Origin of the sequence: Paraburkholderia sp. UCT31, from assembly GCF_014397655.1 — a bacterium.
GTDB lineage: Bacteria > Pseudomonadota > Gammaproteobacteria > Burkholderiales > Burkholderiaceae > Paraburkholderia > Paraburkholderia tuberum.
The window spans coordinates 99,168-121,517 of the sequence record NZ_VZQP01000025.1; the positions used below are offsets into that span (position 1 = coordinate 99,168).

Consider the following 22,350-nt stretch of genomic DNA (forward strand, 5'->3'; position numbering starts at 1 on the left):
CCGTAACGGCCGCCACGTGCTCGACACTAGCGATCTCGTCAAAGCGGGCAGCGTTCCGAATCAATCGGCGGCCGAGATGGATGCGACATAGTCGCTCGCCGTTAGTAACTGCGCAGTGCACATAAGATCCTGACTAGCTCGTCGACACACGTTGATGGGTTCGTGAGCCCGCGGCCTTGCCCATGCGCCCGTAGCCGTTCCGCATTAGCGTATGCCCGATCAAGATGCTGCATCGTTGCCTCGAAAATACCGTGACGTCCCTTCTCGTAGCCTTGCAAGTAGCGATCGCGGAGTAGGCGAAACACGTCGGTGCGGTGTATGTGGGCCTCATGTGCCTGGAAATGCAGCAGAAACCACAGTTCGAAGCACGGATTGGAGGGGATCGCGGAAAACACGATCGGTTGTCCAAGCTCATTTGGGTATTTGCCGTCGAGGGTTTGCGCCAAGTTCAGCGCTTCGACGTAACGTTGATGGTCGTCGCGGTCGATGACACAAAACACGCGTTCCCAGTCGAGCGTTTCGCGGCATCGGTCGCGTGCATATTCCACCACCTGCAACGGCGTCGTTCCATAGGGGCTGTTACAGACCCGTATGTGTGCGGAACTTAGACGGTAAAAACGCCTGATCTCTTCAAAATAGTTAACCTCGGTCTTTTCTCCCTCGGTAACAATCAAAATTCGATCATAGGCGGGCCGTTGTGGTTTCTTTCGTTGAAGCTGGCTCGCTCGACGTTGCCGCGGATGATTGTCACGCCCCAAGACGTTCGTCTCCCGCAACGAATTCCGACGTCAGCGGCAGCGCACCATATCGACCCTGTAGGTAACCCCGCCCGAGCGCTTCGTTCTTGCGGGGTGAGAAATCAGTGAGCGGCACGAGCGTACTCGCCTGATCGCGGCCCTTCTCCATCAGCCAGATCTGGTCCCGCCGGAAGATTCCTGCATCGAGTAAGGCTGTATCGTGCGTGGTAAAAATCAGCTGTGCCGCACGACGCCCTTCGGGTGGCCGATGGTGGAATAGACCAACCAGGAACTGCACGATTTGCGTATGCAGGCTTCCATCCAGTTCGTCGACAACGACGGTTCGACCGGTCTGGAGCGCTTCGACCACCGGGGCGGCAAATGAGAACAGTCGCTGTGTGCCGGTCGATTCTTCCTCGTATTGAAGCAAAGCCTGCCCGTTTGGTCCCTTATGGACGAACACCGGGAATTGAACCTCAGATTCTGAAACAGCGTGCTCCGGCCGGTCGTTCCGGATTTCGACATTGAATCGATGTTGTTTACGCGTCTGGACGCTCAGATCCGAGATCCCAAGGTCAGCGGACGCCAGGAAATTCAGGAGCATCGGTTTCGCTACATCATTGGTGATCCAGGCAGTCGATTGGTCAGGGGTCGGCTGCATGTTTGCGCCGATGACCAGGAGGTCCTGCACAATCCATTTATACACAGGTAGCAGGCTTTCACTATTGAGCTGGGCTGAGGTGGACAGAAACAACGCGTTGCGTCGCGTTGCGTCCTGCCAGACCTTTTTCTTGCCCGTCAGCGATGCGCCGAACTTGTATGTCGCGACCTTCGACGTAGCGTCGTAAGCTCGCTCAAACCACACCTGCGACTTGTGTGTCTTATAAACAAGCAACCATTCTTCGGTTACGCCGGCCGAATCGGCAGCGAAGCCGTATTGGTAGCGCGTCCCATCGAGGACGAATGTGAACTCGAATTCCGAGGGAGCCGAGGCGGAGTTCGTGTCCAGCTTGAACGGAAAGTGATTGAGAGGTTGGCCTGGCATCAGCGCCGCAGACGTCGCCACAAACGACTGAGCATATTGCATCGCACCCACCAAAGCAGATTTTCCGCTTGCATTGGGGCCATAGATCGCTGCGCTGCGTAGCAAATCCGGCGCGCTGGCAGTCCCCGACGGCACCGTGTTCGCGTCCCTTTTTTCCTGATCCGCGCTCGCAGCCATGCTGAGACACAGATCGTCCCGAATCGACCGAAAATTTCGGACGCGAAATTCGACCAACATGATCGCCTCCGTAGTATGAAGGAGGATTTTGCACGAAATCCGCAAAAAAACAATCCATTTTTATCAAGCAATGCCTTTCGGCGATCTTTTTGCGAGGAGGGCTGACTGGCGGACGCCGGGATGACTAAACGACACACCGAAGGACAGCAGCCAATGCAAGGAAAGATCCGTCACAGCAACAAGCGTGGAGGCGTGTTTGAGAGATTGTTCGACCCGGCGCGAGAATTTCAGGCAGTGCAATCAATCGTGGACTCGACGGTCCGCAACCTCAGGGACCAGTCATCCAGCGCACCAATGCTAACGTCTCGTCTCGGCCGATGCTGTTGAAAAAGTCGGCCATCGTCTAAATCGCGAGGTTTTAATGGGCCGCTTTACCCTTACCCAAGGGCTTCGGGCGGCTTGTAGGCCGATCTGAGAGGTCGATTTTTTTGCTGTTGCTCGACAAACCGTCAGTCGCGACTTTTTCAACGGCATTGGCCGCAGGCAGCCTTTCGCTTAGCGTGCGATTCGGGCTGATCTTACTTTCGGTTGGTCCAACCATGCGACGCAATTCCCGCAAATTCAACGTATTCCGCTCCGCGTCAGCGATGAGCGTGGCCGAATTCGTTAGCAACTCGTTGATTTCCAACGAGGCCCAGTCCAACGAATTCAGTTTCCTTTCACCCGAAACGGCGGAACGACGAAATCGCCGCGCCGCGGTCACGCCACCCGACTAGCCGAGCGCGCTTTCCACCCGCGAGCACCCCGCCGCCTGCGGCGTCGCGCAACCCGCCGGTGTGCCACGTGCGACACCGTCGCCAAGCGCATACGCAACGCAACGCCTCGCCAGCACCTCGGTCGGATCGACGAGCCGCACCACGCGCCCGCCCGGAGACGCGAGCACCGGCTCACGCAACAGCAACGGCAACTCCGTGCACGCGAGCACGATCACCTGCACGCCCTGCGCGACCAGATCGTCGACGGCCGCCGCGAGGTCGTCGCAACAGTCGCCCGACGTATGCCCCGCCTTCACGCCGCGCGGGCCGTAGATCGCGTTCATCAGACGCGCTTGCGCAGTGGCGGACGGCGCGATCTGCACCAGGCCGCGCGCGTCGAGCGCCTGTTCGTAGACGCGGCTCGCGAGCGTGCCCGAGGTGGCCAGCACGCCCACTTCGCGCAGACCCGGAAAGGTCTCGCGCAGATAATCGGCGGTACAGGTCAGCATATTGACGATCGGCACGCGCAGCGCCGGCTGGAGCCGCTCGACGAACGCATGCGCGGTATTGCACGGAATCGCGATCAGATCCGCGCCGCCGTCCTCGAGCGTCTTGCAGGCCGCGTACAGCGCGAGGGTGGGATCGTCGCCCTGCTCGAGCAGCGCCGCGGTGCGGTCGGGGATCTGCGGATTCTGCTCGACCATGATCCGAATATGGTCCTGGTCGCGCGCGGCCGGCGTGTTGCGCACGACCTTGGCCATGAAATCGACGGTCGCGGCCGGCCCGATGCCGCCGACCACGCCGAGGCGGAACGCCCGCTCCGGCTGCGTGTACTGCGCCGCCGCGACATAGCGCGCATACACCTGGTTCGTATCGACGAGCGGCACCTCGATGCGCCCGAGCGCGCGCAGCACGAGGCCGATCTCCGCGAGCCCCGGCACGATCAGGTCGACACCCTGCGCGACCAGATCCGCGCACGCCGCGCGCAACAGCTCGACGGGCCGCCCGTGCAGGCGCCCATCGCGGATGCCCCCGACACCAAGGACGGCGCTCGTCACGCCGTCGTAACCGGTGTCGTTGCGCGGATAGCACACGTCGAACTGCCCGGCTTCGAAGTACCGCTCGAACAGGCCGTTCGCGCGAATCGCCGTCGACGTCAGCACGCCGATTCGGCGCGCCGACGGATAGGTGCGCCGCACGTGCGCGGACAGCGCGGTCATGACGTTGGCGACCGGCACGCTGACGTTGGCCGCGAGTTCGTCGATGAAGGTGTGGCTCAGAAAGCATGGCAGCACGATCGCGTCGACGCCGCGTTTTTCGAACGCGCGCATCGTGTCGAACACGTGGATCTTGAACTGCGGGTCCGTCGCCTCGGGCGCGGCGGGCCCCTGCCACGCGCGCGGTTCGAAAATCAGATCGAAGGGGTGCGCGGCGCCTGGCCGGCGCGACGCCATGCTCATCCGGCTGAGGATGTCGGCACTGGCGAACTGCGCCGCGCCCGTCGCCACACCCAGCGAACGAAAACGATTCATGATCAAATCCCCCGGTCGTTCTGTGCGTCCACCCTCGATCACGGGCGGCTTTCTGCGCGCTTGAGAATGACATTATGCGAGGCGCACATGTCCAGGCGTTAACCACGAAAACGCGTTCCTTTGCGTTTTTCGCTCCCTCAGCTCACCGGCTCGAAAATCTCCCGCAGCCACTGCGCGAACACCCGCACGCGCGACGACAACTGCCGGTTCTGCGGATACAGCACCGACACCGGCATCGGCGGCGGCGGATAGTCCGCCAGAATGACCCGCAGCCGCCCCGCCGCCAACTCGCCATCCACGCGGTAACGCGGTACCTGCACGATGCCGAGCCCGGCGAGGGCCGCGCCCGTGTACAGTTCGGCGCCGCTGACCGACACCGCCGACGGCAGCACGAGCGCGGTATCCCGCCCGTCGACGCGGAATTCGAGCGGCACCGGCTTGCCGGTCGCGCTCGACACGTAGTTGACCGCGCGATGCGTCGACAGCGCGTCAGGATCGGCCGGCTCGCCATACACGGCCAGATACGCGGGACTCGCGACCGTCACCTGCTGCAGTTGCGCGACGCGCCGCCCGACCATCGACGAATCCTGCAGCACGCCCGCGCGCAGCACGCAATCGATGCCCTCGCGCACGAGGTCGACGAGCCGGTCGTCCTCGCCGATCATCAGCTCGATGTCGGGAAAGCGCGCGAGAAACGCGGGCAGCGCCGGCACCACGAAGTGCCGCGCGAGCGTGCCCTGCACGTTCACGCGCAACAGCCCCTTCGGCGCGAGATTGGAAAACGCCCCCTCGGCCTCCTCCATGTCGGCGATCAGGCGCACGCAGCGCTGGTAGTGCGCTTCACCGTCGGGCGTGAGCCGCACCGTGCGGGTCGTGCGTTCGAGCAACCGCGCGCCGAGCCGCTGCTCGAGGCGCTTCATCAGGTTGGTGACGGTCGCGCGCGGAATTTGCAGATCGTCGGCGGCGCGCGTGAAGCTCTGGCGCTCGGCGATCCGCACGAATACGCGCATTTCCTCGAAACGGTCCATAGCGGCGGATTATTAAAGCAAACGGAATGATGATGGCGAGTCTAACCGGATTATCTCTGCGCGCGAAGCGTTCATGATTCACCTCACCGATCCACCACCTTCTATGAGGAAACCAATCATGAGCACGAACCCACAACCGAAAGTCGCCATCGTCACGGGCGCATCGCGCGGCATCGGCACGGCGATCGCACAGCGGCTCGCGAACGACGGCTACGCGCTCGCCGTCAACTACGCAGCGAGCGCGGGCGAAGCCGACGCGCTCGTCGGCGCGATCCGCGAAGCTGGCGGCAAGGCGGTCGCGGTGCAAGCCGACGTGTCGAAGCCCGGCGACGTACGTCGCATGTTCGAAATCACCGAACGCGAACTCGGCAAGGTGGATGTGCTCGTCAACAACGCGGGCGTGATGAAGCCCACGCCGCTCGCCGACACGCCCGACGCACTCTACGACCAAGCCTTCGACATCAACGTGCGCGGCACCTTCAACACGCTGCGCGAAGCGGCCGCGCGCCTGAACGACGGCGGGCGCATCGTCAATTTCTCGACCAGCGTGCTCGCGCTGAACCTGCCCGGCTATGGCATCTACACGGCGACCAAGGCAGCCGTCGAAGCGTTCACGCGTGTGTTCGCGAAGGAACTGCGCGGGCGCAACATCACAGTGAATGCGGTCGCGCCGGGACCGATCGCGACCGCGCTGTTCCTCGAAGGCAAGACCGACGAGCAGATCGAGACGTTCGCGAAGATGCCGCCGCTGCAACGCCTCGGCGAGCCGGAAGACGTGGCGGGCGTGGTCGCGTTTCTGGTCGGCCCGGATGCGGGTTGGGTCAATGGGCAGGTATTGCGGGCCAATGGCGGTTTGGCTTGATGGGATGCGCTGGTCCAGCGTGCGGCCGCGCTGGACCAGCGCATTGCGCCGGCTGCGGCGCCTGGAACGGGGTCGAGCCGCCGCTCAAACCGCCTTGGGATTGCGTTCCGCGAAGCCTTCCTGATGCCAGTACGGATACGCGGGCCGCACCGTGCTGGCCGCATCGAGCTTCGCGACCTGCTCCGGCGTCAGATTCCAGCCGACCGCGCCGAGGTTCTGCCGCAGTTGCTCCTCGTTGCGCGCGCCGATCAACAGCGTCGCGACGGTCGGCCGTTGCAGCAGCCAGTTCAGCGCGATCTGCGGCACGGTCTTGCCGGTTTCGGCGGCAATTTCGTCGAGCGCGTCGAGCACGCGGAACAGATAGTCTTCCGGCACCGGCGGCCCCATGTCGGCGGTCTTGTGCAGACGGCTCGTCTCCGGCAGCGGCTGGCCGCGCTTGAGCTTGCCGGTCAAGCGGCCCCAGCCGAGCGGGCTCCACACCACGGCACCGACGCCCTGGTCGACGCCGAGCGGCATCAGCTCCCACTCGTAGTCGCGCCCGACCAGCGAGTAGTAGGTCTGATTCGCGACATAGCGCGGATAGCCGTAACGGTCGGCGATATCGAGCGACTTCATCAGATGCCAGCCGGAGAAATTCGACACGCCGATATAGCGGATCTTGCCCGCGCGCACGAGGTCGTCGAGCGTGGACAGCACTTCGGGGATCGGCGTTTTCGCGTCGAAGCCGTGCAGCTGGAACAGGTCGATGTAATCGGTTTGCAGACGCTTGAGCGCTGAATCGACCGCCTGGATCAGATGGAAGCGCGACGAGCCGACGCCGTTCGGATCGTCGTCGAAACGAAACGTCGCCTTGGTCGACAGGATCGCCTTGTCGCGCTTGCCCTTCAGCGCCTCGCCGAGCACCGACTCGGACGCGCCCTTCGAATAGATGTCGGCGGTGTCGAACATCGTGACGCCCGCGTCGAAGCAGATGTCGATCAGACGCCGCGCTTCGGCGACGTCGGTCGCGCCCCACGCCTCAAAAAATTCACCCTTGCCGCCGAACGTACCGGTGCCGAGACTCAGCACCGGCACCTTGAAACCCGATGCACCCAGATGTCTGTATTCCATTGAAGAACTCTCCGTGGCATTGCCATCGATGAACGGAGGTTCAGTCTACGCGTGTCCGCCCAAAGGCGTCACGAAGGCGGGGCGCTCAGATCCCCCAATGCATCGCGCACGGCATCGATCGCGCCGCCCCAATCGCCGAGCGCCGGTTGACGGAACAGACGGGCGGACGGATACCACGGCGTGTCGCTGCGTTCGAGCAACCAGCGCCAGCAGGTGTCGAAGCGGTTCAGGATCCAGACGGGTTTGTCGAGCGCGCCGGCCAGATGCGCGGTGGACGTGTCGACCGAAATCACCAGATCGAGACTGGCGACGAGCGCGGCGGTATCGGCGAAATCGTGCAGCAGCCCGGTGTAATCGGCGACGCGTTCACCGTAGGCGCTTTCGGCTAATTGCGGCGCGGCCGCGCCCTTCTGCACGCTGAAGAAGCGAACGTTCGGCACCTCGAGGAGCGGCGCGAGTTGCTCGAACGTGAGCGACCGACGCGCGTCGATCTTGCGCAGCTCGGCGATCTGCGCGCGGTTCTCGCCGGCCCAGACGAGGCCGACTTTCAGCGGCCTGATTGCGTCGGCATCCGCGTTGATGTTGCCGTCGTGTTCGATCCGCTCACGCCATTCGCTGACGGCCGCCGGCTGCGCAAAAAGATACGGCGTCGCCGCCGGAATGCTCGCTTCGTTCGTGCAGAACGCAAGCGGCAAGCTCAGCAGCGGGCAATGACAATCGAACGGCGGCAACGGCTGCCCCGCTTCGATCAACTGATCGACACCATCGAGCGTCGACAGCAATCGCAACAACGCGCCCGGCACTTCGAGCACGACCTTCGCGCCGAGCTTCGCAACGAGCGGCGCATAGCGGCAGAACTGCAACGTGTCGCCCAGGCCCTGCTCCGCATGCAGCAGAATCGTTTTGCCGTCGAGCGGAACATCGCCGAGCCACAACGGCTGCGCGAACGCGCGCCTGCCGGCCTTGATGCGGCTGCGCTCCCAACGCCATTCGTATTCGCGCCAGCCGGTATCGAAGCGGCCCATTTGCAGCAGGCACAGCGCCTGGTTCCAGTGCGTTTCGACCGACGCCGGATTCAACGCAAGCGCGCGCTGATAGCTCGACAACGCCTGTTCGCGCTGATTCAGATCGATCTGCGCGAGACCGAGGTTGTTCCATGCATCGACGAAAGCAGGCGCAAGTTCCAGCGCGCGTTGGTAGCAGTGTTGTGCTTCGTGCGGCTGGTTCAGATCGCCGAGCACGTTGCCGCGATTGCTCCACGCATCCGGATAGTTCGGCTGCAACGCGAGCGCCTGGTCGCAGCTATCGAGCGCATCGGTATAGCGGCCGAGATCGCGCAGCACGCATGCGCGATTGTTCCACGCCGGCGCAAACTCCGGCACGAGCGAAAGCGCGCGTTCGTAGCTCGCGAGCGCATCGAGCGGACGGTTCAGCGCCGCCAATGCGTTGCCGCGATTGTTCAACGCATCGGCGAATTTCGGCTGCATCGCGAGCGCCCGCTCGGCACACGCGAGCGCTTCGTCATGACGCTGCAACGCGTTCAGCGCATAGGCGAGATTCGAATGCACGGCCGGCTGTCTCGCGTTGACCACGAGCGCCTTCTTCAGCAGATCGACGCCTTCCTGCAAGCGGCCCGTTTGCAGCGCGAGTTCGCCGAGCCAGCGCAACGCATCGCCATGCTTGGGCTTCAGTTCGAGTATCTCGCGATACATCTCCTCGGCTTCGACGAGCGCGCCGTTCTGCTGGAGCGCGACGGCTTGTCGAAGCAGATGGTCCAACTGTTGCGGCAGACTGGCGTGCTTGCTCATGCGGTACCTGGAATCGGAGGCGCGAAGAATCGTCGGAAGAAGCGCACGATTATCGCCGAAAAGCCCGGGTTCGAAGTACCGCCGCCTGCCGCGTAGCGACGTGACGCCGCTTATTGCGCGGCCACGGACAGATGCTTGCGCTTCGCGAGATCCTGCGCCATCGCATAGTGCTGCTGGATCGTCGGCAGCGCCTGTTTCGCGGCGGCCTTCAACTGCTCGTCGCGGCCCGCTGCGATTTCCGCCTGGAAAGCGGACAGCGCCTTCTGTTCACCCGCGAGCGCGACCTGCTCGATGTACACCTTGTCGAAGTCCGCGCCGCGCAGATGGTTGATGCTTGCGAGCACGGCCGCATCGGGATCGTTCTTCGGCACGTCGACACCGCGCGGACTCGCCGCGCGCAACGCGTCGGTGATCCTGGCGTCGTCGCTCGACACGCGCTCGGCGAAGGCCTTCACGTCGCGGTCGGCCGAACGCGCGGTGGCGATACGCGCGGCATCGCGCTGCGTCGCGACGGCTTGCGTGCCGTCCGCGATGAAGGTCTGGTCGGCGGCATGCAGGCGGCCCGTGTCCGTGGACGCGGCGCTCTGCGCGCTGGCCACCGAGGCGGCCGTCAGAAGACCACCGAAGCAGACAACGGCGGCGATGCGGGCCAAAGCGACGGAAGGGACGGAAGGCAGGCGGATCATACGTTCTCCTTGAGGTGAAAGCATCTGAAAGCAAAACGACGGACACGTGTGCGCCGCGAACGAAGCGTGCGATGCAAAACGCTGCGGACTGCTTGCGAGCCCAGCGCGGCGCCACGCTTTTATCGCTGCCGATTCTAGAAGCCACGCCGTCGGGCAGGTGAAACGCTGCTGTCGCTTCTGTAACCTTAGGTAACCCTCATATGAATGCGCACACGTTTGCCGTATTCGCGTGAATCGCGCGCGCCGCTCGACGCTGCCACGCAGTGCTGGATTTTTCGCCATCGGCGCCGATAACCAGATACAGGCACCGCTTAGCACCGCTCAGCACCGCAATTCTGGAGAACGATTCCGATGGCAGACGACCACCGTGCCAATCACGAGCGCCACACCGAACGCAGCAACCTGACGAGCTCCAACAAGTTCGAGCTGCTGCTATACCGCCTCGGCCACGTGCCGGGCAGCGACGCGCACGAGTTGTATGGGATCAACGTGTTCAAGGTGCGCGAAATCTCGACGATGCCGACCGTCACGCCGATCGCCGGATCGTCGCCTTACGTGATGGGCGCGGTCGACATTCGCGGGCAGATCATCCCCGTGATCGATCTGCCGCGGCTGATGGGCTGCGAGCCGACGCGCGGCCTGAACATCCTGCTGGTCACCGAATTCGCGCGTTCGACGCAGGCCTTCGCGGTCGAGGAAGTCGACGACATCGTGCGACTCGAATGGAACCAGGTGCTGTCGGCCGATGGCTCGGCGGGCGGCAAACTCGTCACGAGCATCGCGCGCATCGACGGCAATACCGGCGACTCGCGGCTCGCCCAGGTGATCGACGTCGAGCAGGTGTTGCGCGACGTGTTCCCGTCGCAGCATCCGAGCGTCGATCCGGCCTCGGTCGGCCAGGCGCTCGGCATCCGCCGCGGCGCGAAGATCCTCGCCGCCGACGACTCCGGCTTCGCGCGCAAGCTGATCGAACAGGCGCTCACCGCGATCGGCGCTGACTACATCATGACGAAGACCGGCGACGAAGCGTGGCAGACGCTGCAGCAGGTCGCGCGCGAAGCGCAGAAAAACGGCGCGCGCGCGAAAGACACCATCGCGCTCGTATTGACCGATCTGGAGATGCCGGAGATGGACGGCTTCATGCTGACGCGCCAGATCAAGGCCGATGAACGCACGCGCGATATTCCGGTGATCATTCACTCGTCGCTGACGGGCGCGGCCAATGAGGCGCATGTGAAGAACGCGGGCGCCAACGGCTATGTCGCGAAGTTCGCGGCGAGCGAGCTCGCCGATGCGATCCGTGATGCGCTGGGTGCCGCGCCGGCGAAGGCGGCGGCGGCTTGAGGTCTGGGGTGTCGAGCAGTGAATCGGGTCGCCGCGCTCAACGATGCGCGGCAAGCTCGATCGAGAAGTCGATCCGGCCGATCTCGACGCCCATCGTGTTGAGCCGCTGCGGCGCATGAAAGCCGTCGAGCGCCGCGCGTTGTTCAGGCGTACCGATATCGAGCACGGCGAGCAACTCGGCGGTGACCGCGTAGAGCACGGCGGGATTGCCGTCCTCGATCTTCAGCGCGATGCCTAGCGCGCCCTTCGCGCCGAGCCGCGCGGTCTGCCGCGATGCGCGTACGCCGATCGCATAGCTGCCGTCCGCGCCGACCTTGCCGACCAGCGCGCCATCGAAAGCCTGCATCAGCAGCGTACAGAAGCGCCCCTCCCCGCCGACCAGTTCCGGGTACGACGTCATCGCGCGATAGATGCGCGCGAGCGCGGCCGCGCGCGGCGTCGTCGCGGCGGCTTCGGTTTCCTGTTGATCCTGCGCCGCCGCGAGCTTCGCGAACAGACGTGCGAGCCGGTCGAGCGCAAACGCCGGCGTCGGCAGATTGCAGCCGTCGATCGCCCATTGCACGCCCTCGTCGGGCAGATCGCAGACGCTCGCGACCGTCTGCTTCACACGCACCTGCAACGGATGCCCCGGCAGTTCATAGCCGGCGAGCGCCGCGCCGATCGAACGCGCGCCGGCCAGCATGCCCGCGTGCTTGCCCGAACAGTTGCTGCACACGCCGGTGGGCGTAAAGCCGCGCCGGATCCAGTCGACGTACACCGCATCCGACAACGGCGGATGGCCGCCGCAACGCAGATCGGCCTCGCTCGCCTGCGCTTTCGCGAGCATGCCGCGCGTGCGTTCGATATGACGCGGCTCGCTGCTGTGCGATGCGCACATCAGCGCGAGATCGGCTTCGTCGAAACCGCAACGCTCGAGCGCGCCGGTTTCGAGCACCGCGAGCGCCTGGGCCGGCTTCGCCGCGGAACGCGCGAGCGTCATGCGCGCGGCGTCGCCGAACGAATACAGCAGACGACCGTCCGCATCGACGACCGCGACGTGCGCGAGATGCGTGTTCTCGACGGATTCGCCACGATAGATCGTCGCCGCGACCGGCGCGGCGGGGTGCAGTTCGGACTGGCTCATGTGGTTCGTCTCCTCGTCGTGTCATGGATCGGGCGATGGCGCCCAGGCCTTGGCAATCAGGCGCTCGCCGCGAGCGCCTCTTCGCGCTCGAGCGTGCGCGTGTGCCGCAGTTCCGGAAAGAACCGCATCCACAACAGCGCGATCGCGATCGTCGCGACACCGCCGACCAGCACCGCCGGCTGCGCGCCCCACCATCCCGCGGTCAGGCCCGATTCGAACTCGCCCAATTGATTCGACGTCCCGATGAACAACGAATTGACCGCGCTGACGCGGCCGAGCATTTCATCGGGCGTGCGCAATTGCACGAGCGACAGCCGCACCACCACGCTGATCGTGTCCGACGCGCCGAGCACCATCAGCGCGAACAACGACACGAGGAACTGATGCGACAGCCCGAACACGATCGTCGCGATGCCGAACGCGATCACGCCGCCGAACATCGCCGCGCCGGGCCGGTTGCGCAATGGAAAATGCGCGAGCCAGATCGTGCCCGCGAGCGCGCCGATCGCCGTGCCCGAGCGCAACAGGCCGAGACCGAGCGGGCCCGCGTGCAGCACGTCGCGCGCGAAGATCGGCAGCAACGCGGTCGCGCCGCCGAACAGTACCGCGAACAGATCGAGCGACAGCGCGCCGAGAATCACCGGCTCGCGACGAATGAACGCGATGCCCGAAAAGATCGATTCGAGCGTGACGGGCGCGCGGCTCGCCGGCTTCATCTGCAACGGAATGCTCCACACCGACGCGGCCGCCGCCGCGAACGTCAGCGTGCACGCGAGATACGCGGCACCGGGACCGATGCCGTACAGCAGACCACCGAGCGCGGGCCCGGCGATCTGCGCGGTCTGATTGGCGGACGTCGCCCACGCGGTCGCCTTCGGCAGATAGCCGCGCGGCACCACGGCCGGCAGCAGCGACGCCACGGCCGGCGATTCGAACGCGCGCGACGCGCCGACGCAGGCAGCCAGCACGTAGATGACCGGCGCGCTGATCCAGCCGCCGAAGGTGCCGATCGCGAACAGCAATGCAGCGACACTTTCGAGGCTCTGGCAGACGGCGGCGATGCGGCGGCGATCGTAACGATCGGCGACATGGCCGACGACGAGCGTCAGCAGGAACATCGGCAGAAACTGCGCGAGACCGACGAGGCCAAGTGCGAACGCGCTATGCGTGAGCGCGTAGACATGCCAGCCCATCGCGACCGCGAGCATCTGGAACGACAGCGACGACAGGATGCGGGTGCACCAGAAACGCTGGAACGGCGGGTGTTTCGGCAGGCTGAAATGCGGGGAATCGGCGGGATCGATGGAGGCTGGGGGCATCGGTTGTTGCTCGTGACGGGGCGCATCGGGGCGTGGGTTTGGCGGGCGCCAGTTTAGAGCAAGACCGGAGGGGCATGCACAAAGGAGGCTGGCACGGGCGGCGTGATGGCGGGCGGCCCGTGCCGGGGCGGGCGCGCTCGAACGCATGCTTTGGGCGCAGGCGGGTCGTCAACCCGGGTGACTGTGCGCGCGAGACGCGGACAAAGGTTTCGACATGCACTGTCCGCGAACTTGCCGAAGCAGGCCGCCTTCGCCTGCTTCGGTGCCACGCATGACTCAGGGCCGCAACGGCCGGCCCTCCGCGCGGCCGAAGTCGACGAAGTGATCGACCGGGTCGACGCCCGCCGCGCCGACGTCGGGATTCGCTTCGAGGTAAAGCTTCGGATCGAAACCGTCAGGCAGTTGGGCAAGCCGCGCCTTGCGTTGAAACGATTCGGCGCTGCTCAACGGGCGACCTTCGAATCGACCGTAGTAGATGTAGTGCTGCAATGCATTGCCGCCGCTCGCGGCGACATCCGGATTGGCCTCGAGGTACGCCTCGCCGTCGAAGTCGACGATTGGCGTCAGGCTCGACGGCATGCCGGTCAGGTCGTGATAGCACAAACAGCCATCCGCGAAAAAATGGCAAACCAGTGCCTTGCGACTCACGTGCTCCGGATCGCGCATCTTGCTGCCGCCGTGCAGCAGGTTCGCATGCCACAACAGCACATCGCCCTTTTTCGGGTAGAAGTGCTTTGGGCCCGATGAACGTTCAGCGATGAGCTTCTGAATCGCGGGTTCGTAGATGTCGTGATAAGCGGAATACCCGCAACCGAACGGCATGCCCAATTCAGTCGACATCAGATACGGCAGCTTGTGCGTGCCGGGGTGATAAACGAGCGGCCCGGAGTCGGGATGAATATCCTCGAAGGCGATCCAGTTCGCGACCAGATACCCGTTCGGATAGGTCGACATGTGAATCGAATCGGAATGCTCGAGTTGCTCGCTGCTCTTGTGACCGCCGATCGTCTGGAACGGCGCCGATTTCGCGCCCAGCAGCAGACTCACGATCTCGTTCATGCGCGCGTCGAACAGCATCTCGCGAACAGCCGGCACGTTGAAATGCGGATTCAGCGTGCGCCCAGGCAGCGTATCGCCTTCGAAAAGCGGCTCGGGCGGCGGCCGCAGCGTGCCGTCGGCAATCGCGTTTTCGTAGGCTTGCCACGTCGCATCGAGCTGTTCCGTCTTGAAGAAACCCTCAATGATCAGGTAGCCGTCGCTCACCCATTTGCGGCACCATTCGGCCTGCTGCTCGCTAATTACGCCTTGGGACAACAGCTCGGCAACCCGCTCCAGCGCATCCGGTCGATCGAGCCAGGGAACGGGGCCCGCCGCGGGAAATTTTTCGAATTTGAAGACCTGGGTCTGACTGTCGATCGGAACGTCCGCGACGACGGGCTTATCGAAAAAGCGATGATTCTCGAGAGTATTCATTTTCGGGAAACTTTCCGGGTTCGCGTTTTAGGGTAACTGGCTTGAACACGACGCTGGCTGCGCGGTGTCGATCACTCGAACGAGCGCCCTTCCGCACGGCCATAGCGGATGTAGTGTTCCGCGCCAGAGCCGATGTGCTTGTGCGCAACGGCTTCTGCTACGTCGGGGTTGCGCTGAAGATAGTGCGCCTCGTTGAAATGCGGAATGTGAGCAGCGTAAAGAAGAATCGACGGGCCGGCCGGATGTTGTTCGCGATCGTCCACGCCGACGATCACCGTCATGCCCAGTGCGTCGAGGACCGCCATCAGGCTTTCACGGGTCATCCAGTTGGCTTGCGGAGCAGTCCCGCCGATGAATTTTACGTTGTTGATGCTGTCGAGATAGCTATGTCGGTGGAGACGCACTTCGCGTCCGCGAAACTCCGAGACGGTTGGCGTCGGATCGAAGTGCCTTTGCAGATTCGCATTCGTCCGCGCGACTTCGGCATCGTAATAGTGCGTCCAGATGCAAATCGAATCTGACACATATGCCATATCTTCCAGTAGCGATACCGGATCCATCATGTGATAGAGCACGCCGCTTGCAAGAATCAGATCGAATCGCTGATCGCGCTTTTTCAGCAGTTCTCTGAAATCGCCATACATGAATTCGGCATTGAACTTCAATGCATTCTGCACGAGCAGGCATTTGAGAAAGGACTTCGAATTCGCCTCGATAGCAAGGACACGTGAAGCGCCGGCTTTGGCCATCATGAACGTATGGCCGCCTTCCATGGGTCCGAGTTCGAGCACGCTTTTTCCGGAAAAGCCGCCGCACATGATCTCGAACCAGTGGAGACGCCCATCGTCGAAATGGGGCGCCATACCTAAACCGTAGCCCGGCACATCGGACACCCATGTGCCATCGAAAAGATTGAAAGCCAAAGTATGGCCTGGCTCTTCAGTTGCATACAGATCCAGTTCAGTTCCTTTCAATTTGGCGCCTCGATTGATCGTCAAGTTTGCCGATTATGGTGCATCAGCGCGCCGCATGTCACGCGATGGGTGTTAAATCGAACGCGCGTCCGCATCAATGGGCATGATTGGGCATCAGTCGGGCTCGCCGCCCGCTTCGCGGTGCGTATATTTATGCTTGATGTATCGATGTGAACCTGCCGGGCTGTTTGCGGCTATGATTGTGCCCCGTGGGCAGCCGCCCGGCTGGTGGCACGCCGGCCCAGTCCCACCGGCCAGCCACACCGTCTAACACTCGAACTCCCGGAGGGCATCGAATGGTACTGGGGTGGCTCGTCCTACTTCCGTTCATGGCCGCGGCGCTCATTGCGCTCACGAGGCCGCGCGCCGCCGCGCTCTGCACCTGGATCGCGTTCGCGACGGCGCTGTTCGGCTGCGCGCTGCTGCTGAGCGAGCGCGTGGGCATGGGCGACCACGACGTGCTGCAATGGCGCCATGAGTGGATGCCCGACATCGGCCTCGCGCTGTCGCTGCGCCTCGATGGCCTGTCGTTCATGTTCGCGTTGCTCGTACTCGCGATCGGCCTGCTCGTCTTCATCTACGCACGCTACTACCTCGCCGGCAGCGATTCGTTGCCGCGTCTGTACCTACTGCTACTGCTCTTCATGGGCGCGATGCTCGGCATCGTGCTGTCGAGCAACCTGCTGCTGCTCGTCATCTTCTGGGAACTGACGAGCCTCGTCTCGTTCCTGCTGATCGGCTTCTGGCCATCGCGGCCCGACGCGAGGCGCGGCGCACGCATGGCGCTCACCATCACCGGCGCGGGCGGTCTCGCGCTGCTTGCGGCCGTGCTGTTGCTCGGCCACGTATGCGGCAGCTACGAGCTGAACGACGTGCTCGCCCAGCATGACAAGGTGCAGCACGATCCGCTCTACCCGGCCATTCTGCTGCTCACGCTGTTCGCGGCGTTCACGAAGTCGGCGCAGTTTCCTTTCCACTTCTGGCTACCGCACGCGATGTCGGCGCCTACACCCGTGTCGGCCTATCTGCATTCGGCGACGATGGTGAAGGCCGGCGTGTTCCTGCTCGCGCGTCTCTATCCGGTCCTCGAAGGTACCCACCTCTGGGCTTACACGGCGACAGTGGCCGGGCTCGTCACGCTGGTGGGCGGCGCGGGGATGGCGTTGTTGCAGCGCGATCTGAAGGGCCTGCTCGCCTATTCGACCATCAGCCATCTCGGCCTGATCGTGCTGCTGTTCGGCCTCGACACGCAGCTCTCGACTGTCGCCGCGCTCTTTCACACGGTCAACCACGCGGTGTTCAAGGCGTCGCTCTTCATGGCCGCGGGCATCGTCGATCACGAAACCGGCACGCGCGATCTGGGCCGTCTGCGCGGCCTGCGCAGGTACATGCCGCATACGGCCGTGCTCGCGAGCGTCGCGTCGCTGTCGATGGCCGGCGTGCCGCTGCTCAACGGCTTTCTCTCGAAGGAAATGTTCTTCGGCGAAACACTCGCGCAAAGCATGTTCGGGCCGCTGAACCTCGCCGTGCCGGTCATCGCGATCGTGGCGGCGGCGCTCTCCGTGGCGTACTCGCTACGTTTCGTCTGGGGCGTGTTTTTCGACGGCGAGACGCCGCGCGATCTGCCGCACTATCCGCCGCACGAGGCGCCGCGCTTCATGCGGCTGCCGGTCGAGATTCTCGTGGCGCTGTGCCTGCTGATCGGCCTGTTCCCGCAGCAAAGCATCGGCAGGCTGCTCGAGTCGGCCGCGTGGGTCACGCTCGGCGGCAAGCTGCCCGACTACAGCCTGAGCCTGTGGCACGGCGTCAATACGCCGCTCGTGATGAGCGCGGTGTCGTTCGCGGCGGGTGCGGCGCTCTTTTTCCTGCGCCGCAATGCGTTCCGCCACCGTCGCACGGCGCTCACCGAGTTGAACGCGAGCGAAATCTTCGAGCGCTTCGTGCAGCGTCTCGAACAGAGCGCCGGCGTGATCGTGCGCTTGTTCGAGACGCGCTCGCTGCCGGCCTACCTCGCATGGATGATCGCGGCGATGCTGATCGTGCCGGGCGTGCCGCTCGTCGCGCTCGACACCTGGAGCGGCAGCCACACGCGCCTGCCGCCCGATCCGTTCACGCTAAGCGGCCTCGTGCTGATGGCGTTGCTCGCCGTCGGCGTGGTGCTCGTGCGTGCGCGCACCCTTTACGCGCTCGTGATGCTGAGCACCTGCGGCCTGCTCGTGTCGCTCGCCTTCGTGCGCTTCTCCGCGCCCGATCTCGCGCTCACGCAGATCTCCGTCGAACTGGTCACGATCCTGCTGCTCGTGCTGGCCGTCTATTTCCTGCCCGCGCTGCAACGCGCCGTCGAGCCGCTCCCCGTCCGGCTGCGCAACGGCGTGCTCGCGCTCGCGGGCGGCGCGCTGCTCGGCGCCGTGTCGTACAGGATCATGACGAGCGCGCCGGTGCCAGGCATCGCTCCGTACTTCCTCGCCAATGCGCTGCCCGGCAGCGGCGGCCACAACGTCGTGAACGTGATCCTCGTGGATTTCCGCGGCTTCGATACGATGGTCGAAATCAGCGTGCTCGTGGTCGCGGGACTCGCCGTCAAGGCGCTGCTGCGCGGGCTGCGCCTGAAGTCGCCCGATGCGGGGCCGGATGGCCGGCCATGGTCGTCGCAATCGCATCCGCTGATGCTCGCGATCCTCGCGCGGCTGATGCTGCCGCTCACCGTGCTCGTCGCCGTGTTCGTGTTCCTGCGCGGCCACAACCTGCCGGGCGGCGGCTTCATCGCGTCGCTGATCCTCTCGATCGCGTTGTTGCTGCAGTACGTCGCGAGCGGGGTGCTGTGGACCGAGTCGCGCATCCACCTCAACTACCGCGCGCTCGCGGGCTTCGGCATTCTGATCGCCGCGGCCACGGGGCTCGGCAGTCTCGCGTTCGGCCAGCCGTTTTTGACCAGTGCGTTCGGGCACCTGCACGTGCCGCTGATCGGAGAGATCGAACTGTCCACGGCGATGCTGTTCGATCTCGGCGTAACGGGCGCGGTGGTCGGCACGACGCTCACGATCGTCTCGCACCTCGGCGTACGCGACAAGGACATGCAGTCCGTGGAGAAAAGCTGATGGAAGCCGCATTTGCCATCGCGATCGGCGTGCTTTGCGCGTGCGGCATCTACCTGCTGCTGTGCGCACGCGTGTTGCCGGTGATTCTCGGCATCACGCTGTTCTCGTATGCGATCAACCTGTTCCTGCTCGGCATGGGCCGGCTTGCGATCGGCAAGCCAGCGGTCATCGCGGCGGGGGCGCAATACGTCGATCCGGTGCCGCAAGCGCTCGTGCTGACCGCCATCGTGATCGGCTTCGCAATGACGGCCTTCACCGTGGTGCTCGCGCTGCGCTCGTTTTCGATCACGGGCAACGATCACGTCAATGACGAGGAGACGCCCGTCGAATGAACCACGTTCTCCTGCTCCCGATCCTGATTCCGCTCTTTTCCGCGGGCGTCATCGTCGTGCTGCCGCCGCGCGCGAAACGCCTGCAACGCGCGCTGAACGCGCTCGCCATCATCGCGCTGCTGCCCGTCGCGTGCCTGCTGATGGCGCGCGCCGCGCAAGGCGAGATCGCCAGCTACGCGCTCGGCGCATGGCCCGCGCCGTTCGGCATCGTGCTGGAACTCGACCGGCTCGGCGCGCTGATGCTGGTGCTCACCGCCGTGCTGGCGGTCTGCTGCCTGCTCGGCACCTCGAGCGAGGATGCGAGGCGCGGCCGCTATTTCCGTGCGCTGTTCCAGTTCGAGCTGATGGGCCTGAACGGCGCCTTCCTCGCGGGCGATCTCTTCAACCTGTTCGTGTTCTTCGAGCTGCTGCTGATCGCGTCGTACGCGCTGCTGCTGCATGGTGGCGGCGCGCGACGGGTGCGCAACGGGCTGCACTATCTGTTGATGAACCTCGTCGGTTCGTCGTTCTTTCTGATCGCGATCGGCGTGCTCTACGGCGTCACGGGCACGCTCAACATGGCCGACATGGGCGAACGTCTGGCGCGTCTCGGGCCGGAGTCGCTGCCGCTCGCGCAGTTCGCGGGCGCGACGCTGATGCTCGTGTTCGGCCTCAAGGCCGCCGTGTTTCCGATGTCGTTCTGGTTGCCGCAGGCCTACCGCAGCGCCATCGGCCCGGTGGCCGCGCTGTTCGCGATCATGACCAAGGTCGGCATCTATGCGATGCTGCGCTGCGACGCGCTCGTGTTCGGCGCGGCGGGCGGCGTGCTCGATGCGTTCATGCATCAGTGGGCGTGGTGGCTCGCGATCGCGACGATCGTGTTCGGCGCGCTGGGCGCGTTGGCGGTGTCGAGTCTCAAGACCACGACGGGCTATCTCGTGCTGGTTTCGGTGGGTCTGCTGATCGCGGCGATCGCACTACAGACGCCGCTTGCATGGAGCGCGCTGCTCTACTACCTGATCAGCACGACGCTCTGCACTGGCGCGCTGTTCCTGCTCGCCGACACGCTCGAACCCGAGCAAGCCCCGACCCCGCACGCCGCCCATGCCGCCGCTTCCGCCGTTTCCGCCGATGCCAATTCGATCGAGCCCGGCTCGCTCGAAGCGCTCGACGACGCGGCCGCGGCGGCCATCTCGCCCGACCCGGACGGCGAAGCGGTGGCAACGCTGGCGCGGGTGCAGCCGCTGCAGGTCGAGACGGCCGGCGCGCTCGCCGTGCTGGTCGGGGAACCGGCTCACACCGAAGCCGAAGCTACGGTCGAAGCGGTCCCGCGCACGCATGCACCGTGGCCGTCGAACCTCGCCGCGCTGCTCTATCTGATCGCCGCGGTGGGCGCCGCGGGCCTGCCGCCGCTGTCCGGGTTCCTCGGCAAGGCGATGGTGCTGGCCGCCACGCCGCTCGGCGCGGCAGTCGTGCTGTGGCCGGCCGTACTGCTGTCGAGCCTGCTCTCGATCGTCGCGCTGAGCCGCACGGGCACGCGCCTGATGTGGGCCGCGCCGGCCGCGCGCGCCGCCGCCGGCAAAGAGGAGCGCGCACCGCGTGGCAGTAATGCGAAGCTCGCCGCCTGCGCGATCCTGCTCGGCTGCGTCGTGGCCATCACGCTCGGCGCGGGCGCGGTGCGGCACTATCTCACCGATACGGCGACACAGCTATTCGATCGCGCCGCCTACGTACACGCGATCCTGCCCGCGGCGCGCTCCTCGCCATCAGCGGCCGCCGCGACCACGGCCGACGCACAGGGGAACTGACGATGTTGAAAAGGCTCTTCCCCCACCCGTGGCTCGCGGTCTTCCTGATCATCTGCTGGGTGCTGCTGATGAACGACGTCTCGCCGGGCAATCTGCTGCTCGGCGCCGTGCTCGGCTACGCGATCTCTTTTCGCGTCGCCGAAGGCTTGTGGCTGCGACCGGTGCGCTTCGGCCGACCGTGGCTGCTCGTGCTCCTCGCCTGGCATGTGTTGGTCGATATCATCGTGGCCAACGTCGAGGTCGCGCTGCTCGTGCTCGGCCCGACGCAGCGGATGCGCCCGGCGTTCATCGACGTGCCGCTCGACAGCACCCACGAGATCGCGCTCACGGTGCTTATCAGCGTGGTCTCGCTGAGCCCGGGCACGCTGTGCGCCGAACTCAGCGACGACCGCACGCGCCTCTCCGTGCACGTGCTCGATCTCGGCGACGAAGCGGCACTCATCGCGCTCATCAAGTCCCGTTATGAAGCCCCATTGATGGAGATCTTCGCATGCTAACCATCGTGATTCCGATCTCGCTCGCGATCCTCGGCATTGCGTTCCTGCTCACGCTGTGGCGCCTCGTGCGCGGGCCGTCGCTGCCCGATCGCATCGTCGCGCTCGACACGCTCAACATCAATGCGATCGCGTTGATCGTCGTGTACGGCATCAGCTTGCGCTCGACGGTGCTCTTCGAGGTTGCGCTTCTGATTGCCGTGATGGGTTTCGTGGGTACCGTCGCGCTCACCAAGTACCTGCAGCGCGGCGACATCATCGAACTCAACTAGCGTGGGGTATGCCGATGGAAACTTTTGTCGAAGCGATCGTTTGTTTGCTGCTGCTGGCCGGCAGTCTGTTCACGCTGGTCGGGGCGGTCGGGCTCGCTCGGCTGCCCGACTTCTTCATGCGGCTGCACGGTCCGACCAAGTCGACCACGCTCGGTGTGGGCGGCATCGTGCTCGCGTCGGTGGTGTATTTCAGCGCGCATAACAACTTCGCGAGCCTGCATGAGCTGCTGATTCCGGCGTTTCTGTTTCTCACCGCGCCGATTAGCGCACATATGCTGGCGAAGGCTGGGATTCAGCAGGGAGTGACGCTGTCAGAGGCGACGCGGGGGCGGCCGCCTGTTACGGGCGCTTGCGCGGAACGGGGGAATACGGGGGAGTTGCGGGACTGTCTCTT

20 protein-coding genes are annotated in these 22,350 nt (G+C 64.6%); 8 read left to right on the top strand and 12 right to left on the bottom strand.

All coding sequences use genetic code 11. The features are described 5' to 3' along the window. Positions 1–101: 101 nt before the first annotated feature. The 5 genes from F6X40_RS21750 to F6X40_RS21770 form a co-directional block, all read right to left on the bottom strand. Complete coding sequence (locus F6X40_RS21750; RefSeq protein ID WP_187629172.1) at positions 102–758, bottom strand: RloB family protein; 657 nt, start codon at positions 756–758, stop codon at positions 102–104. Then, on the bottom strand, positions 748–2,019 hold the full coding sequence (locus F6X40_RS21755) for an AAA family ATPase (RefSeq protein ID WP_187629173.1): 1,272 nt from the start codon (positions 2,017–2,019) through the stop codon (positions 748–750). Before F6X40_RS21755 ends, F6X40_RS21750 begins: the two co-directional genes overlap by 11 nt. Before the next feature lie 358 nt (positions 2,020–2,377). Then, complete coding sequence (locus F6X40_RS21760) at positions 2,378–2,662, bottom strand: hypothetical protein (protein ID WP_187629174.1); 285 nt, start codon at positions 2,660–2,662, stop codon at positions 2,378–2,380. A 69-nt stretch (positions 2,663–2,731) separates the two neighbouring features. Next, a complete protein-coding gene (locus tag F6X40_RS21765; protein ID WP_187629175.1) occupies positions 2,732–4,246 on the bottom strand; it encodes an amino acid racemase in 1,515 nt (504 codons plus the stop codon). Between the two features lie 137 nt (positions 4,247–4,383). Continuing rightward, positions 4,384–5,274, bottom strand: coding sequence for a LysR family transcriptional regulator (locus F6X40_RS21770; protein ID WP_187629176.1), 891 nt, complete (start codon positions 5,272–5,274; stop codon positions 4,384–4,386). A gap of 118 nt (positions 5,275–5,392) precedes the next feature. Between F6X40_RS21770 and F6X40_RS21775 the strand changes: the two genes are divergently transcribed. Continuing rightward, positions 5,393–6,136 (top strand): SDR family oxidoreductase, encoded by a 744-nt coding sequence (locus F6X40_RS21775; protein WP_187629177.1) that lies wholly within the window; start codon positions 5,393–5,395, stop codon positions 6,134–6,136. Between the two features lie 84 nt (positions 6,137–6,220). Here F6X40_RS21775 and F6X40_RS21780 read toward each other — a convergent pair whose 3' ends face one another. The 3 genes from F6X40_RS21780 to F6X40_RS21790 all read right to left on the bottom strand — a co-directional run bounded on the left by F6X40_RS21780 (position 6,221) and on the right by F6X40_RS21790 (position 9,740). Further along, on the bottom strand, positions 6,221–7,246 hold the full coding sequence (locus F6X40_RS21780; protein ID WP_184070140.1) for an aldo/keto reductase: 1,026 nt from the start codon (positions 7,244–7,246) through the stop codon (positions 6,221–6,223). Positions 7,247–7,314: 68 nt separating this feature from the next. Beyond that, positions 7,315–9,054: a tetratricopeptide repeat protein gene (locus F6X40_RS21785; RefSeq protein ID WP_187629178.1), complete on the bottom strand. Its 1,740-nt coding sequence runs from the start codon at positions 9,052–9,054 to the stop codon at positions 7,315–7,317. 110 nt (positions 9,055–9,164) lie between these two features. Then, positions 9,165–9,740, bottom strand: a complete 576-nt coding sequence (locus F6X40_RS21790) for a DUF4142 domain-containing protein (RefSeq protein ID WP_187629179.1) — start codon at positions 9,738–9,740, stop codon at positions 9,165–9,167. A 351-nt stretch (positions 9,741–10,091) separates the two neighbouring features. Between F6X40_RS21790 and F6X40_RS21795 the strand changes: the two genes are divergently transcribed. Next, a complete protein-coding gene (locus tag F6X40_RS21795; protein WP_187629180.1) occupies positions 10,092–11,084 on the top strand; it encodes a chemotaxis protein in 993 nt (330 codons plus the stop codon). Positions 11,085–11,121: 37 nt separating this feature from the next. Here the strand turns inward: F6X40_RS21795 and F6X40_RS21800 are convergent, their stop codons facing one another. The 4 genes from F6X40_RS21800 to F6X40_RS21815 form a co-directional block, all read right to left on the bottom strand. Beyond that, positions 11,122–12,207, bottom strand: coding sequence for an asparaginase (locus F6X40_RS21800; RefSeq protein WP_187629181.1), 1,086 nt, complete (start codon positions 12,205–12,207; stop codon positions 11,122–11,124). A gap of 56 nt (positions 12,208–12,263) precedes the next feature. Then, positions 12,264–13,526 carry an MFS transporter gene (locus F6X40_RS21805; protein ID WP_187629182.1) on the bottom strand — a complete coding sequence of 421 codons (1,263 nt, stop codon included), beginning with the start codon at positions 13,524–13,526 and terminating at the stop codon, positions 12,264–12,266. Positions 13,527–13,802: 276 nt separating this feature from the next. Then, a complete protein-coding gene (locus F6X40_RS21810) occupies positions 13,803–14,999 on the bottom strand; it encodes a phytanoyl-CoA dioxygenase family protein (RefSeq protein WP_187629183.1) in 1,197 nt (398 codons plus the stop codon). Positions 15,000–15,070: 71 nt separating this feature from the next. Then, a complete protein-coding gene (locus tag F6X40_RS21815) occupies positions 15,071–15,973 on the bottom strand; it encodes a class I SAM-dependent methyltransferase (RefSeq protein WP_187629184.1) in 903 nt (300 codons plus the stop codon). A gap of 296 nt (positions 15,974–16,269) precedes the next feature. Here F6X40_RS21815 and F6X40_RS21820 point away from each other — a divergent pair, with 296 nt between their 5' ends. From F6X40_RS21820 to F6X40_RS21845, 6 genes are all read left to right on the top strand, one after another. Further along, positions 16,270–19,071 (top strand): monovalent cation/H+ antiporter subunit A, encoded by a 2,802-nt coding sequence (locus tag F6X40_RS21820; protein ID WP_187629185.1) that lies wholly within the window; start codon positions 16,270–16,272, stop codon positions 19,069–19,071. Then, entirely contained in the window at positions 19,071–19,403 is a 333-nt protein-coding gene (locus F6X40_RS21825) for a Na+/H+ antiporter subunit C (RefSeq protein ID WP_090803875.1), read from the top strand. Before F6X40_RS21820 ends, F6X40_RS21825 begins: the two co-directional genes overlap by 1 nt. Continuing rightward, on the top strand, positions 19,400–21,190 hold the full coding sequence (locus tag F6X40_RS21830) for a monovalent cation/H+ antiporter subunit D (RefSeq protein ID WP_187629186.1): 1,791 nt from the start codon (positions 19,400–19,402) through the stop codon (positions 21,188–21,190). Before F6X40_RS21825 ends, F6X40_RS21830 begins: the two co-directional genes overlap by 4 nt. A gap of 2 nt (positions 21,191–21,192) precedes the next feature. Then, positions 21,193–21,687 carry a Na+/H+ antiporter subunit E gene (locus tag F6X40_RS21835; RefSeq protein ID WP_187629187.1) on the top strand — a complete coding sequence of 165 codons (495 nt, stop codon included), beginning with the start codon at positions 21,193–21,195 and terminating at the stop codon, positions 21,685–21,687. Next, entirely contained in the window at positions 21,681–21,956 is a 276-nt protein-coding gene (locus F6X40_RS21840; protein WP_184070162.1) for a K+/H+ antiporter subunit F, read from the top strand. The genes F6X40_RS21835 and F6X40_RS21840 overlap by 7 nt, the downstream gene beginning before the upstream one ends. Positions 21,957–21,964: 8 nt before the next feature. Further along, positions 21,965–22,350: Na+/H+ antiporter subunit G (locus F6X40_RS21845; protein ID WP_187629188.1), on the top strand; the 386-nt coding region annotated here is incomplete at its 3' end.